16 protein-coding genes and 4 pseudogenes are annotated in these 13606 nt (G+C 58.2%); 8 read left to right on the forward strand and 12 right to left on the reverse strand.

The window, feature by feature from the left end; all coding sequences use genetic code 11:
- Positions 1–169: 169 nt before the first annotated feature.
- The 3 genes from B2M20_RS04665 to B2M20_RS20115 all read right to left on the reverse strand — a co-directional run bounded on the left by B2M20_RS04665 (position 170) and on the right by B2M20_RS20115 (position 2602).
- A complete protein-coding gene (locus B2M20_RS04665) occupies positions 170–1828 on the reverse strand; it encodes a recombinase family protein (protein WP_079445925.1) in 1659 nt (552 codons plus the stop codon).
- On the reverse strand, positions 1825–2280 hold the full coding sequence (locus B2M20_RS04670) for a DUF2924 domain-containing protein (RefSeq protein WP_087881110.1): 456 nt from the start codon (positions 2278–2280) through the stop codon (positions 1825–1827). Before B2M20_RS04670 ends, B2M20_RS04665 begins: the two co-directional genes overlap by 4 nt.
- Positions 2281–2341: 61 nt before the next feature.
- A complete protein-coding gene (locus B2M20_RS20115) occupies positions 2342–2602 on the reverse strand; it encodes a DUF3489 domain-containing protein (RefSeq protein ID WP_244553424.1) in 261 nt (86 codons plus the stop codon).
- A gap of 1000 nt (positions 2603–3602) precedes the next feature.
- Here B2M20_RS20115 and B2M20_RS04680 point away from each other — a divergent pair.
- Together B2M20_RS04680 and B2M20_RS19420 are read left to right on the forward strand one after the other, a co-directional pair.
- Positions 3603–3827 (forward strand): hypothetical protein, encoded by a 225-nt coding sequence (locus tag B2M20_RS04680; protein ID WP_079445929.1) that lies wholly within the window; start codon positions 3603–3605, stop codon positions 3825–3827.
- Between the two features lie 82 nt (positions 3828–3909).
- A complete protein-coding gene (locus B2M20_RS19420; protein ID WP_158081499.1) occupies positions 3910–4080 on the forward strand; it encodes a hypothetical protein in 171 nt (56 codons plus the stop codon).
- Between the two features lie 313 nt (positions 4081–4393).
- Here B2M20_RS19420 and B2M20_RS19425 read toward each other — a convergent pair whose 3' ends face one another.
- Together B2M20_RS19425 and B2M20_RS18930 are read right to left on the reverse strand one after the other, a co-directional pair.
- On the reverse strand, positions 4394–4567 hold the full coding sequence (locus B2M20_RS19425) for a hypothetical protein (protein ID WP_158081500.1): 174 nt from the start codon (positions 4565–4567) through the stop codon (positions 4394–4396).
- 7 nt (positions 4568–4574) lie between these two features.
- On the reverse strand, positions 4575–4931 hold the full coding sequence (locus B2M20_RS18930) for a hypothetical protein (RefSeq protein ID WP_079445930.1): 357 nt from the start codon (positions 4929–4931) through the stop codon (positions 4575–4577).
- A 144-nt stretch (positions 4932–5075) separates the two neighbouring features.
- Between B2M20_RS18930 and B2M20_RS04690 the strand changes: the two genes are divergently transcribed.
- Together B2M20_RS04690 and B2M20_RS04695 are read left to right on the forward strand one after the other, a co-directional pair.
- Complete coding sequence (locus tag B2M20_RS04690) at positions 5076–5372, forward strand: hypothetical protein (protein ID WP_079445931.1); 297 nt, start codon at positions 5076–5078, stop codon at positions 5370–5372.
- 161 nt (positions 5373–5533) lie between these two features.
- Complete coding sequence (locus B2M20_RS04695; RefSeq protein ID WP_079445939.1) at positions 5534–5752, forward strand: hypothetical protein; 219 nt, start codon at positions 5534–5536, stop codon at positions 5750–5752.
- An 85-nt stretch (positions 5753–5837) separates the two neighbouring features.
- On the opposite strand, the pseudogene B2M20_RS20120 reads toward B2M20_RS04695, so the two are convergent.
- From B2M20_RS20120 to B2M20_RS04715, 4 genes and pseudogenes are all read right to left on the reverse strand, one after another.
- Positions 5838–6039 (reverse strand): annotated as a pseudogene (locus B2M20_RS20120) (cold-shock protein); the annotation flags it as partial.
- 92 nt (positions 6040–6131) lie between these two features.
- Positions 6132–6472: pseudogene (locus B2M20_RS04705) on the reverse strand (DUF3597 domain-containing protein).
- 96 nt (positions 6473–6568) lie between these two features.
- A complete protein-coding gene (locus B2M20_RS04710) occupies positions 6569–7057 on the reverse strand; it encodes a cupin domain-containing protein (RefSeq protein WP_079445932.1) in 489 nt (162 codons plus the stop codon).
- A gap of 279 nt (positions 7058–7336) precedes the next feature.
- On the reverse strand, positions 7337–7702 hold the full coding sequence (locus B2M20_RS04715) for a hypothetical protein (protein WP_079445933.1): 366 nt from the start codon (positions 7700–7702) through the stop codon (positions 7337–7339).
- A 529-nt stretch (positions 7703–8231) separates the two neighbouring features.
- On the opposite strand from B2M20_RS04715, the gene B2M20_RS04720 reads away from it, so the two are divergent.
- The 4 genes from B2M20_RS04720 to B2M20_RS04735 all read left to right on the forward strand — a co-directional run bounded on the left by B2M20_RS04720 (position 8232) and on the right by B2M20_RS04735 (position 11629).
- Positions 8232–8636 (forward strand): helix-turn-helix domain-containing protein, encoded by a 405-nt coding sequence (locus B2M20_RS04720; RefSeq protein ID WP_079445935.1) that lies wholly within the window; start codon positions 8232–8234, stop codon positions 8634–8636.
- A 109-nt stretch (positions 8637–8745) separates the two neighbouring features.
- Entirely contained in the window at positions 8746–8880 is a 135-nt protein-coding gene (locus tag B2M20_RS20525; RefSeq protein WP_274533939.1) for a hypothetical protein, read from the forward strand.
- Between the two features lie 475 nt (positions 8881–9355).
- A complete protein-coding gene (locus tag B2M20_RS04730; RefSeq protein WP_079445937.1) occupies positions 9356–11305 on the forward strand; it encodes a DEAD/DEAH box helicase in 1950 nt (649 codons plus the stop codon).
- Positions 11306–11410: 105 nt separating this feature from the next.
- Positions 11411–11629 carry a transposase gene (locus B2M20_RS04735; protein ID WP_244553425.1) on the forward strand — a complete coding sequence of 73 codons (219 nt, stop codon included), beginning with the start codon at positions 11411–11413 and terminating at the stop codon, positions 11627–11629.
- A 254-nt stretch (positions 11630–11883) separates the two neighbouring features.
- Here the strand turns inward: B2M20_RS04735 and B2M20_RS04740 are convergent, their stop codons facing one another.
- From B2M20_RS04740 to B2M20_RS18935, 3 genes and pseudogenes are all read right to left on the reverse strand, one after another.
- The gene (locus B2M20_RS04740) at positions 11884–12669 is read right to left on the reverse strand and encodes a lysozyme family protein (RefSeq protein WP_079445938.1); all 786 of its coding nucleotides are present in this window, start codon (positions 12667–12669) and stop codon (positions 11884–11886) included.
- Between the two features lie 286 nt (positions 12670–12955).
- Positions 12956–13497 (reverse strand): annotated as a pseudogene (locus B2M20_RS04745) (DinB/UmuC family translesion DNA polymerase); the annotation flags it as partial.
- A gap of 22 nt (positions 13498–13519) precedes the next feature.
- Positions 13520–13606 (reverse strand): annotated as a pseudogene (locus tag B2M20_RS18935) (IS5/IS1182 family transposase); the annotation flags it as partial.

Genomic DNA, 13606 nt, shown 5'->3' on the forward strand with positions numbered 1-13606 from the left:
TCCACGATCAGCATCCCCGACCACCTGCTTCATGACAAAGCAGGCAGCGCAACAGCCAACCTGTAGGGGGTCAATTTTGGACGCCGATCCCCCGGCTTACGGGGTCAATTTTGCATGCCGAATGACAGCCGATCCCTGCGTAGACCAGGAGGGACGAAATGAGACGCGGTTATCGCGTGGTCGAACCGGGAGCATCGGCCGGTGCCAAGCCGAGGCGCGTCATCTGCTGTAACCATTCAGCCGGCGCATCGCGGAGGGCAGCGACACCGATTCCGCGGGGGAGCCGTCCTTCAACGGCTGCTGACACAAGTGTTGGGGCAAGGAAGGCGAGGGAGAGGGTCAAAGTGATATGCCGCGTGCTGCAATGTTGGCGGACGGCAAGGCTTTCGATCGTCTCGCGGCCGTCGACGACTTCCTGAAGCCAAAGTCGGCCGCGGCCGATCGCTCGGATGAGAGCAGACCGACGTTCGGCCTTCATGGCCCGGGCGCGATGCTCTGGCGTATTCGCCGGCAGCAAGATCTCGCGGGCGGGCCTTGACGGCTTCTTCCAAGGCACGACGATGGTGCGCGAGGTGAGAGCTCGGTGTTCAGCCGGATCGGGATCGTGGTGGCTGTGGATTTCTTGATTGTTGTTTCCGTCAGACCTGAGAGTGATCGCCAACTGCTTCTTGCGAACCTCAATCCGGGTGACAAACCGCTCAATCGTCTCTCGAGACAACGTTTCGTTCGAAGGCGATTCATCTATGTCCGTGTTGGCCATGACCGCTTTGGAGATCGTGGCTTCGATCTCTGACGCAGGCACGCGGGTGACAGAGCCAACCGGCTCATCCGTGCGACCCCGAATGCAGGGCGCAGAGACGTAATAGCGATGTCGAACGCGATCCCGACTAGCGTAGGTCAAGATCATGCGATGACCTGCGTCATCAAACAGCAGTCCTGCAAGGAGGGCACGGGTTCGAATACGTGTCGTCGTGCGATGTGACCATTGTTCAGTCAGCCTTTGCTGAACAGCCTCAAATAGTGTGCGGTCGAGCAAAGCAGGCTGAGGTCCTGGGAGGATCTCGCCCTTAAACTTGACTTCGCCGAGATAAAAGCGGTTCCGCAGCATGTAAAACAACGGCCCCTGCGTGAACGGCACACCTCCTCGCGTTCCGCCTGATGCCAGCTGCCGGATCTTGGACTTAAAGCCTCGCTCCTTTAGGTCCTTGACGAGACGGTTGACGCTGCCGAGTTCCAGATAGCGCTGAAAGATCAGCCGAACGATATTGGCCTCTTCCTCGTGAATGTGAAGCTGACCATCCTTAAGGATGTAACCTAACGGAACCATGCCGCCGACCCATAGCCCCTTGCGTTTAGAGGCCGCGATCTTGTCGCGGATGCGCTCAGAGGTGACCTCGCGCTCAAACTGCGCAAAGGACAAAAGGACATTCAGGGTCAGGCGACCCATTGATGTGGTGGTGTTGAACTGCTGGGTCACCGAGACAAACGAGACGCCATGGGTATCGAACAGTTCGACCAGCTTGGCGAAGTCAGCCAGAGAACGTGTCAGCCGGTCCACCTTGTAGACGACGATGATGTGGACCCGGCGGGCCGCGACATCCGCCAGCAACCGCTGCAAGGCCGGGCGGTCGGTGGATCCCCCGGAAAAGCCGCCATCATCATATCGTCCCTTGACCAGCGACCAGCCTGCATGCGCTTGGCTTCGGATATAGGCTTGGGACGCATCATACTGCGCATCCAGCGAGTTAAACTCTTGATCAAGGCCGGAATCGGTGGATACCCTCGTATAGATCGCGCACCGGACGACCCGGTTGTCGGCCGGCTTCATGTTCGCACCCCCTTACTGTTTCCGTCACGGAGACCAAAGAAGCGCGGTCCATTCCAATTCGTTCCGGTAATGGCGAATGCAATCCCCGACAGGCTGTCAAAGGTCTTCCCCTCGAAAACGAAACCGCCTTCAACGGCCATCACCCGGTGAAGCTGCCGGTTCCACTCTCGCGTGAGAATAGTGCCGAGCACCATCGCTTGCTTGCGCTGATCCTGGGCCGCTAAGAGCGGCAAAACCTCATCCAAAGACTGCACGGTAGCCGCACGCTTCAGAAGTTGAACCGTCGCAGCATCGAGATCCCCAAGCGCATCAGCCTGGATGCGGTAGGCGAGGATGCCGAACAGCAAATGCTTGGGCAGATGTTCGGGGGCTGGCCGCCCCATCACACTCTGCCACCGGGACTGTAAGCCAATCAGGTCGAGACTGCGCAGATGCGCAATCTCATCCTCCATCGACAAGCTAAAACCTCTTCGGTCGACCAGCGTTCGCGATCCTGGACTTCGCGCCATGGCATCAGGCCGCGGCCTTGCCAGGCTTCGATCCAGTCGACGCGGCAGAAGCGGCGTTTCCAATTATTTTGTAGATCCGACCGGTTTGCGCCGCTTCCGATGTCAGCGTTAGCTTAAGCTTCTTCCGTATGATACCCGCGAAGAAGCCGCGCACCGAATGCTGCTGCCAATCCGTGGCCTTCATGATGTCGCCAATCGTTGTGCCCTCGTGCGTCATCAGCATCTCGATGACCCGGGCTTGCTTGCTGCCGGCGCGAGGCTGCACCGATTGATCCAACGATCGGGCTGGTGCCGAGTTGATCTTCTTGATGGGTGCAGCCTCAACGGCCTTGGTCGACGTACGGTGCGCCGACTTTGTGCGCCCGGGTGCCGCCGCTGATCGAGATGAAGTTTTGCGAGGTTGTGTTTTGGCCATGTAACGTCTCCGATGACTGCAGCAACATCGCTGCCACCACCGAAGCCCCGTCACGGCAAACGAACCGGCGGGGCAGACGATCAAGTGGCCGAAGCAGGCACTCAACTTGCCGACAGTACTGCTCCAATCGCCCGGCAATGCCAGTGGTTTCTGAGCAATCTTATTGCTCCTTCGAACCCTCGTCCGTGTGGATGACCGTAGCGAGAGTTAGAATCCCGCTCTCTCCGCCAGTGTCCTCGCCGTCAACTTTCTCCGCGCGGTTTGAGCACGCTGAAATCGCCAGTAACCGGGGGCCTTCGCTCAAAAACCTCCGCACTACGGGTCGTCGGCTGAGCGCCGAAATTCTCTCTCCTGGCCCGTTTGTCTCCAAACCTCCGGACTGCGGGGATTTAGTACGGATTTCGTAAGCGGTTGATTTTGACGCGATTTCCGAGATGCAGGCCTCCGCACTTTGCAGAGATACCGCGGAGTAGCGGGAACAATTCGAATCCAACGTGGGCGTTGATTGCACGAGGATTTTTCTATCTCTCGGTGTGGAGTTCGCATCGACAGCTCCCGGCCGCAGCGTGAGGACGAAAACCTTCTCGACCCAGACCATAAAGCAGTCGCATCGATTGGGGCTTCGATAAGCCAACGGCGCGCGACCGGCCGGCGCTGCTTGCGCGCAACATTTCGCCTTCAGGTTTTGTGAAGCTTCCGGAACGTCGACTTCAGCTCCGCCAAAAACGCCGTGCAAGCCGGCTAGACCAGCGCAGCTTGGCGACAGCAAAGGAAAAGTTGCCGCGTCCATGAGCGTCCGATCTCTATTCCTTCCCCGTCATACGCCGGATTTCAATGTAAGCTGGTCACCATGGACGAGCGGGAAATGATAGTGCGGCGTCTGGCGCAAGCTGAGGAGCATGTGCTGCTTGGCGAGAAAAATATAGCTCGCCAGAAGGAGATCATGGCCGAGCTCGAGCGCGACGGATCGCCGCTGCCCCTGCGCGGACCAAAATCCCGGCGGATCTTTGAAGGCGAAGCGGAAAGCCGTCGGAATAAAACAAACTTTGGAACGAACGGCCCTGCCAGCCCATAGTCCTCGTCACCGCGCGGTTCTTGGCTTTTATCGGTGATGAGAACGCGAGCTTGTGCTCCCGCCCAACGCAGGAAGCGCTTCCATGTCAGATTCTAGTCCAACTGTTGGTGAGCCGGTGCCAGGTCAGCCTAATCCTGAGTTGGAGCGCATCAGCGGTTCTCAGAAGCTTTCTCTTCTGTTCATTGCGGTCGGGTTTGTTTCTTTGGTCGCGCTGCTGGCTTATCTGCCGGACTTGGCAACGCCGTTCAGATAAACCGCCGGGCGGGAGTGTCGCGAGCGTTAACCCACCGCAAAAGGAGTTCGTGAAATTTTGGCTCGACGTGAGCGTTCACGCGGACTAGCAAGAAGGCCAGCGCCGAGAAGAGGTCGCCATCCGGAAGTTGCCGAACAACCTGCTCAGGGCGGAACATGAGCAAGGCTTCTCGAAGGAAGAATTGAGGCCGCGTTGGAAAGCGACGTTGAAGCCTATATCCGCGCCCGCATTGATCATCTGAACGATGCTGAAGAGACCCGCCTCCGCCCGCCGTGAGAACGAATGGCTCTCGCGTTGACGCTCGTCGCAGCTTTCAGATGGCGATTGGATAGAAGAACCATAACACCAGCAGCGTGATCAGTACGGTCAAGCCGACAACGATCGCACAAATAAAGAGGTTGGGCATATCTGCCAACCCTGAAGCTGCGGGATCGTTGCTACGCAGCCTTAGCCGTAACGTCACATCCATTTCGCGGTTCGGCAGCAAGCCACCGTCAGCATCCGCTGCAGATGCTGTCGATCTTCTTGTCAGCCTTGGAATGACCCGGTGTGTTTTCCTTGCGAATCACATCGTCCCCCTGCATCGCAGGTCCTGGAGTAACGGTGCCGTCTATGCGGCCTCCCGCTGCGCCACCAGCCCGGTTGCCTGTCGTGCCGGCCCTTCCAGCTGGAGCACTGCCCGTGCCGGCGCCCGCTCCTGAGCCCGCTGCTCCCGAAGCGCCACTCGCCGCACCGCCTCCGGCCGAGCCACCACCACCTCCTCCTCCTCCGCCACCGCCCTGCGCAAGGGCAGATACAGGAGATAACAGGGTCGCAACGAGAAGCAGCTTGCAGGCGGACGAACATGACATGGAGAAGCTCCTTTACGGCTGCAACGCCATGGCAAACCGCGCGTTCCTAGCTGTGAACCGAAATACAAGAACCTCAGGTCACCTGACACGGCCTCCGGTTCGGACTAGCATGGACGCAACGGCCTCGATGACGGAGTGAATGCTATGGGGAAGGCGGAAAATTTTCTCAATGAAAAGGAAGCAGCGGGGTCAGTTGAGATCGAAGCAGTTCAGAGAGAATTAGCTCGTGGTCATTGGGGACGGATCGCTACCGAAACGATCGATGGTCTCACGTCCTACTGGTTTGATGATGGATCGCGGCTAATAGCTGGGAGTTTTGATGGCGACGAATTTATCATTCGAGCCGCTCCAGCCTTCTCTGAAGATGAACTTCACAACATGCCCCCCGATGAAGCGAAAGAACATCGCGCTATGATCGATTCTCTGAAGGGTACAGCTTAGACATCCGTCGGCCTTGGCTCCATAGGCGGGCTTCGCAGCCAAGCTGCGATGAGCGAGACAATCCACCGCACCTCCGATAGGTGGCATCCAGCAAGAAACCGCTCGCCCGGGAGATTTCTTCGGCGCTAGAATTTCCATCGGGTTAAGAGGTGGAGGTGCAGATGGCTGAACGTCGTAGTTCAAAGCAGCTCACCCTTCAGAATCGTCTTAAAGCCTGGGCTGATAAAACGCGCGAGCAGGCCGACAAATTAGAGCCTGGCCCCGCTCGTGATGCTCTGTTGAAAAAGATCGAGCAGGCGGAAAAGGCGGCCCGGTTTGATGCATGGTCCCGGTCGTCTGGATTGCAGCCGCCGGTGGATCCACGCGATCCATCGGAGTGAACGGTGATCGCTAACCGAAGTAAACGGACCCGCGCGCATTGCGGGATAATAGCCCGCCGGTCATCTCCGGCAGGCGCGATGGATCGCCGACGCGTAGGTTCTCCGCGCTTTCCTTGCCGCGGTTCATCACGACCTGGTAGCTCACCTTGTCCGCCTTCGTTGAGTGAGCCAAGGCCTGCCCGCTCGACTGCCGAGATGTGCACGAAGACATCCTTACCGCCGCTCTCGGGCGAGATGAAGCCATAACCCTTCTGCCCATTGAACCGCTTCACAGTACCAATTGCCACTTGCCGAACTCCTGTTGGACTGAAAACGACGCGAACCCGCGCTAAGCTGCGCGGGTGAGATCAGGCGGTAATTTGCCGCCGTTAGCCGCCAGCTATGCCATCATTTGCTTATGCAGCCAAATGTTCATCATCGCGGAGTCATTCATGTCGCCGGGAAAGCCCAGATCCTTCGCCAGCTCCTTGCGAGCTTCTAGTCGGGAGTCGACGTCGAGAGCCTTCATGAGTCAACGATCGAAGTCCGCCACGCCAGCTGTTCTTTTTTCTTGGCAACCGCTTTGTCAAGAATGGCGGCGACGTCAACATCGTTGTCGGCGGTCGCTTGATTTGAGTTGGAGGTGGTATTGCCTTCGCCTGCCTCGGGTCTTGATGGCGGTGTCGCAGCTTCGGCGTGGCTGCCAAAGATCGCACCCATGATCTTTCCAAGTATGCTCATTGTGACGCTCCGTTCGGCCGCGAGGAACAATTCAACCTCGAGATAACGCGCCCGATCAGGTTCGTTGCATCCCATTCCGCCGCCCTGAGATTGGCTTCACTCAGTGTAGGGCTTTCCATCGTTATGCAGGAATTGCCAAGCTCCCGTCGAATCCAGCACTGCTTCAAGATCGTCGTTTGGATAGGTAGCGGAATCCCCAGGTGAGCGGTCACCGATCTCCAGATACACGACATCTGATCCCGTACGATTGATCAGATGATGCGCAAAACCCTTAGCCGGAAAGCCAGCGCACATGCCTGACTGGAGCTCGAACTCCCCCTGATCTGTTGCTAGCGTGGGTTGGCCTTCCAGAATGAAAATGAATGCGTCCTGCTTATCGTGCCGGTGCATCAGCGAAGACATACCTCCCGGCAAAAGACGTGTCAGGTTGACGCCGAAATTCCGAATTCCGAACAGATCACCAAGCGGCGTCTTCTGCCGCCTCGCCATCTGCGACCAGTACGGCTCGGGATAATTTGAAGATCGCGCACGCAGCGGGGCATCATGCGCGGCAATGCAAATGGTGCCGTCGGGCGCCTTGCTCATTATATTCTCCAACCGTTGAAGCGATGGCGATTTGAGGTAGCTCAACCCGAGGTCGCTCGTAAGCGCCTGATCTCTGGCGCCCGGACCTTCTCTCCAAGGCGCAACCTATTTTCGATTGCTTACGAACGGCCGGCGAGGTCGACGGCGCCGAGAGCTCATATAGCGCAACACGAGAGAGGCCTTTCACCAGCCAAAGGCGATCCCCATAGTGCCGGGCAACGTTCATCACCTTTGCGCAATTGGTCGGATTAAGTCCGAACTTGTCGAAGGCGAGCTGGGTTATGCGAGACGTCTTGTGCTCTCCCTTGTGCTGGAGGAGGAACAATCCCTCGGCGATCCCGATTTCGACCTTAGACTTTCGCTCGACCCGCGGCTTCTGATGGGCTCAGGTTCGAAATGCTTCCTCAACTTGTTTTCCAGGATCATGCCCAGATACTTGCCGAGCGATGTTTCGAGGAAAAGGTCGAGCTCGCGCATGACCTCGAGAATGGTCATCAGCGGCGGCAGATGATCAAATGCCTCGAGCCATTCTGAGCCCGTTTCCGTCCACGCGCGTTGCCGAGTCATCATATGGTGCACGGCCTCGATTACTGGCGTGACGAGCACATTTTCGTTGTCCGCCGACTCGATGATCGTCACGATCAAAAGATTGACGTGGCCCTCGTCATGGTACGCGTAGACGCGTTCTAGCCCGGCACGTGCTTCGCTTCGATAATCGGCCGATCAAAAGAGCATAGGATCGTTGGAGCGTTTCCGCGCAGATCTCTGGTGGTGTCGGTTGGAACGCAGGAATCCATTGCTTGGCCGCGGACGACAAACTGGTGCTCACCACGCTGCTAGCCTTTCCGCCATCGCGCTGTATCAGGTGTAAGAGCGCGATCGAGGAACTGCAACGCGATGCGTCTAGTGCAGCGGCTCTTCTACGATGACCGTTACGTGATTTTGTATCCCGAGGATCACTATCGTTGCACGCGCCCGTCGCGGCGTAGCCGCACCCCCATCCTATTTCATAGTCGCAGGACGATCGGGAAGTGGAACTAACACCAAGTCGAGCAATCCCATTCGATAGCGAATTAACTTCGAATTTTCATCATGCGATCGAGTTGAATTTGACGATAACTGCAACTGATTGTATCGACAGCTTGCTGCCGCCTTCCGGCGAAGAGATCAGGATATGTCGACTAAGTCGCCCAATTACATTGACAAACATGTCGGCAGCCGTGTGCGCATGCGCCGCATTATGCTCGGCATGAGCCAGGAGCAACTCGGGGAAGCTTTGGGCCTGACATTTCAGCAGGTTCAGAAGTACGAAAAAGGCACTAATCGCGTCGGTGCCAGTCGCATCAAGCACATTTCCGAGATCCTTGGAGTTCCGGTTTCTTTTCTATTCGAGGGTAGCCCCGCGCGTATCTCCGCGACCGAGGATCCCGGCCAGGTGCCATCACCTGACTACGTTTCCAGTTTTGTCGCAACATCTCAGGGACTAGCCCTGATCCGCGCATTCACTCGGATCACTGATCCAAAGCTCCGCCGCAGCGTCGTCAACTTGGTCGAGCAGATTGCGTGTCGCGAAGACTAAAGACGGCGTTCGTTACGACGGGCACTGTAGGAACGTGCAATGGGGAGGAACTAGCCCTGCTGTGACGGATGCCCGTTAAAGGGATCTTCAGCGATAGGGCGGATGGGGCATGCTCTGGAAGATCAGGCTCGTGCAGCAAATTCAGACAGCGCCCTCGCGGCTACCGGCCCTCGATCTGCTGCGGCTCGCCGCTGTCGCAGGCGGCGGCTCGCGGATCGCTCAGGTCGCGCCCCGGCTTCAATAGATGTGTTCACTTGTTACAAGTGGCAACACAGTCTGCCGATATAAGACCTACATGTCCCTGTCGGAAACTCAATCTTGCTGGCAACTGATATCGAAATCGGGCGATGCTCCTGCCTTATGCGAGAGGTCTGTAGCCTAATTTGGTTGGCGTTGGTCGGAGCGTTCTGGTCGCGGGTCTCTGAAAACACGATTTTGCGTCATCAGCTTAACGTGTTGCGGCGGAAATCGCCGAAGCGGCCGACGTTCGGGATGCTGGACCGTCTGGCATCCGTTGGCTTGTATCGCTCGGATCCGAAGGTGCTGGACGCCTTGGCGATCGTGAGGCCGGGGCCATGGTCTATTGTCGTTCTTTAGCGTAAAGCGCTTCCATCTCAATTAAATCCCCACATAAGCGGCTGTGCATCTGCCAGCACGCAGCTTAATCCCGTTCGATTCGATGTGATGGGGTCTGAACGCCAACCAAGGTTTGTCATCCCGTGCCATTTCCGACCACACCTCCGCCACTCGCCCGAGCTTTAACCGAGCGCAGCTACCGTGAGCCGACCCCTGTTCAGATCGCCGTGCTTGCAGACGAGGCTGTCGATCGCGACCTTCTTGTTTCGGCGCAAACTGGATCCGGCAAGACGATCGCTTACGGGCTGGCCATTGTAAAAAACCTTCTGGGTGACGTCGGGCGGTTCGGGCGGGCGGCCGCGCCGCGTGCCTTGATCGTCGCGCCTACGCGCGAACTTGCCTTGCAGGTCCATCGCGAACTCGCATGGCTTTATCAATACGCTAATGGGCGCGTCGTCTCGTGTGTCGGCGGCATGGATCCCCGCCGCGAACAGCGCGAGCTTGCCGAGGGCGCCCACATCGTGGTCGGCACGCCGGGGCGATTGTGCGATCACTTGCGGCGCGGGCGTCTCGACGTCTCCGAACTAAAGGCGGTCGTGCTCGACGAGGCCGATGAAATGCTCGATCTCGGTTTTCGCGAGGATATCGAATTTATCCTCAAGACCACGCCGGAAACGCGCCGAACGTTGTTATTCTCGGCAACTTTACCGCGCGGCATCATCGCGCTGGCAAAGCAATATCAGCAACAGTCCTTTCGGATCGAGGTTGCTGGCGACGAGGGCGGTCATGCCGATATTGAGTACCGCGCCATCAGAATCGCCGCCAGCGATGTCGACCACGCGGTGGTCAACGTCTTGCGATTCTTTGAATCGCCGAGTACGCTGGTGTTTTGCAACACCAGAAATGCTGTCCGGCATTTGCAGGCGACACTTCTGGAACGCGGCTTCTCGGTGGTCGCGCTGTCCGGAGAGCTGACGCAGAACGAGCGAACGCAAGCCTTGCAAGCCTTGCGGGACGGACGCGCCCGAGTCTGCGTGGCGAGCGATGTGGCCGCGCGCGGCATTGATCTGCCGAACCTCGATCTCGTGATCCACGCGGATATTCCCAACGATCCGGAGGTCATGCAGCATCGCTCCGGCCGTACCGGCCGGGCCGGTCGAAAGGGTGTCAGCGTATTGCTGGTGCCGCCGGCGCGACGGCGGCGCGCTGAACTGCTGCTGAATTTGGCTGGCATCGATGCCACCTGGGGCACGGCTCCCCAGCCCGAGGAAATTCGCAACCTCGATCAGGAGCGTATGCTGTGCGATCCGCTGCTGACCGAGGAGACGACGAACGACGATTTGATACTGGCGCAGGCCTTGCTTGCCCAGCGCTCGCCGGAGGATATCGCCGCGGCGCTCGCCCGGCTGTACCGCGCGCGGCTTCCGTCGCCGGAAGACATTCTCGATCCCGGCCCGAGCACCGGCCGGCCTCCTGACGATCGCGGTCGAGACAAGGGCATCCGATCACGGCGTGGCGACGATCGCTCGGCCGAGCCCCGATCAAAGAGACGAAAATCATCCGCGCGTCACGAGATGACAGAGGGCGGAGTCTGGTTCCGCGCCGCCATTGGACGCAGGAAGAACGCGGAAGCGCGCTGGCTCCTGCCGATGATTTGCCGCCGTGGCGGTATCGAGAAGCAGGACGTCGGCACGATCCGCGTTCTGGATACGACGACCGAGTTCAAAATTTCCGAGCGAGTCGCGGCATCCTTCGCCGCCAAGGTCCGGCGTCCGGACAAGGAAGACAATATCCGCATCGAGCCGATGGCGGACGCCGTCCAGGATCATGCGCCTTCGGAACGGCGCTCACATCAGCCTCGGCACGAATCCGGAGACATCGATCGCGGCACGCATCGCAGCGACAATTCTGATGGCGCGACAGAACAGAAGCTCTACGGCAAATCCCGCAAGGAAAGTGGCGTGAGATCTGGTAGGACACCGGACTTCGAGAAGAAAAACAAGCACCGGAACAAGCCTGCCCACACTGGAAAACCACAACTGGCAACTGCGTCGCATGCGAAACGAAAACCAAAGAACAATCGTCGCGGCTGATCTGTCGCATGCATGTGCAAGAGAGCCGGCTCCGCAAATCTGAAGAGAGCGATAAGTGGAGTTTCTGCCTGATAGCGGCGATAATTGTCGCGAACAGAAGAGACGATGCGCTGGAGATTCCCGTGCTATCGCCGCGGCCGCGCCATGGGCATCCGGGACAAGCCCACCGCACCAGCCTCGCCCTGGCAGAACGGCTTTGCCGAACGGCTGATCAGATCGATTCGGCGTGAGTGTGTGGACTACATCGTTGTCCTGGGCGAGGTGCATCTGCGTGGAGTCCTGCAATCCTACGCCTACTATTACAATAGTGTCAGAACGCATTGATCCCTGAACAAGGATGCGCCGGTTTCTCGTCCGGTTCAGCGCACCGGTGTGATCAGTTTACGCGCCATCCTAAGCGGACTTCACCACCGCTACGGCGGAGCGCTCCGTCTTCGTCTATCCAGACCGACCTGAAAGAGCGGCAGCCGCCCGGGAGCATATCGCTTTGACTTCAACGAGCCCTGTAGGCTGCAGCTCAAAATCGGAATTTCCGATAGATTGGACACCCCAAGCTCATGAAAATGTATACTTGGCGGTTAATCTCTGTCGTTGGCCGCAAGTTGCTGAAACTGCCGCTTCATCGCATTGACCCTGGAGAGGTATGTCGCCACGAGATGATCGCCGCATCGCTCTGTCGCCTTCATTTGGAAACGACGGCGCGCGTATGCGGTCGCGGGACCTCCGCCGCAGAGATGTATAAAGGCGGCAAGATCTTGCCGTTGTTGCTCGTTGGCCGGCTTGCTACCTGACCGAGTGAGGACGGCAGCTACATTTCGGTCCAAGTATATCGATGCCAACTCGACGGCATGGCTGGGTATGACGCGGAGATAGGGGCCCAGGCCGCAACCAGAATTTTCGACTGATTTCGCTCGGATGCAGAGATGTGCAACCTCGGCGTAGGCAGGATCGGTCATTTGGAACAGGCCGATGGCGCTGGATGCGGGCTGATAGATATTGAAAGGATTGAAACTGAACCGCCAACGCCAGTATGTCCGGTCTACCGGGTTGCCCGAACTTTCGACTTGAGCGAGCGCTGCCAACAATTCTGGCGAGATCGAACGGGTCGCAAAGTTTCGAAACAAAGGCCCGTATTGCCGCCACGTCTCGGCGGGGTTTTTGCTCAGTCTGTGGCCGAAGAAGAAGAGCAACTCAGTCGGCTTGCGGACCACCTGAACTATAAGGTTGATCATCGCGAAGGAGGCAAACACGATCGCGACGATGCCCAAGATCCGAACCGATCGCGGCGCGTTTCGCTGCGCCCACTTTACGCGGCAACCCCAGCGACCAAGTTTAACCGCGAAGCGCCTGGATGTTCTAGCCATAATTACCGAGAGCGTAGACCCGGCAGTGGTATGGCGTATGTATTAACGTTTCACGACCTGTAAAGCGGGAGCTGCGCTAGTTTGCGTTGCCGCGCCCGTGTCCTGGCTCGGATTTCGTTGGCTGCGGATAGGTACGAGGTCTGCTTAAATTTCTCTGCAGAGAGTACGAAGGTTCGAAAGAAGCTCAACGCGCGCATCGCAAAAAGTGATTGGGTAAATCAGTGTCGAGGCTGGCGGCAGAACCAGCGATACGCCGGGGTTCACATAAATTTCGTCGCACAGACGCTTACCGACTAATGGGCGGCTGGTCAGCATCAGATGGGCAGATCGAGTCGTGCCCCAGCGTTTGCAGCGAGGACAGCGACAAGCCGAGCAGGAACCGACTTCAGGAAGGGTATCTCGGCCTGCAGCAGGGCTATCGCCAAGGTTTCCAAGTGGTCCCGGCTCGACACGACCGTCGGGACCGACCGGCTCCGCGTGATGATCTCGAAATCGAAGAACTTGATTTTGAGCGTCACCGTCCGTTCCCGGTTGCCGGTGCTCTCGCCGTGGCCCCCGGCTTCGTCGATCAGTGGCTGGAACTCGGCGGCCATCGCGTCGAATGTCGTGAGGTCCACCGAGAACGTGTTCTCCGCACTGATGGACTTGCGGATGCGGTTGGCGCGGGCGGGGCGATCGTCGACGCCGCGCAACATCCAGTAGTAATAAGTGCCGGACTTGTCGATGTTGGTATTCATGAACTCGAGCGCCTGGTCGCAGATGTCCAATCCGGTGAAGACGCCGAGGCCATTCATCCTTCGCTCTCGTCGCCGGACCGATGCCGTGGAATTACGTCTCCTAGGGTCCGGACTCATAACCAGTAACTGACCAGCGCAGCGATGCAGACGGCTGCGAGGAAATTGATTGCGAGACGATCATATCTGGTGGCGATGCGGCG

The organism is Nitrobacter vulgaris (genome assembly GCF_002028545.1).
Lineage (GTDB): Bacteria > Pseudomonadota > Alphaproteobacteria > Rhizobiales > Xanthobacteraceae > Nitrobacter > Nitrobacter vulgaris.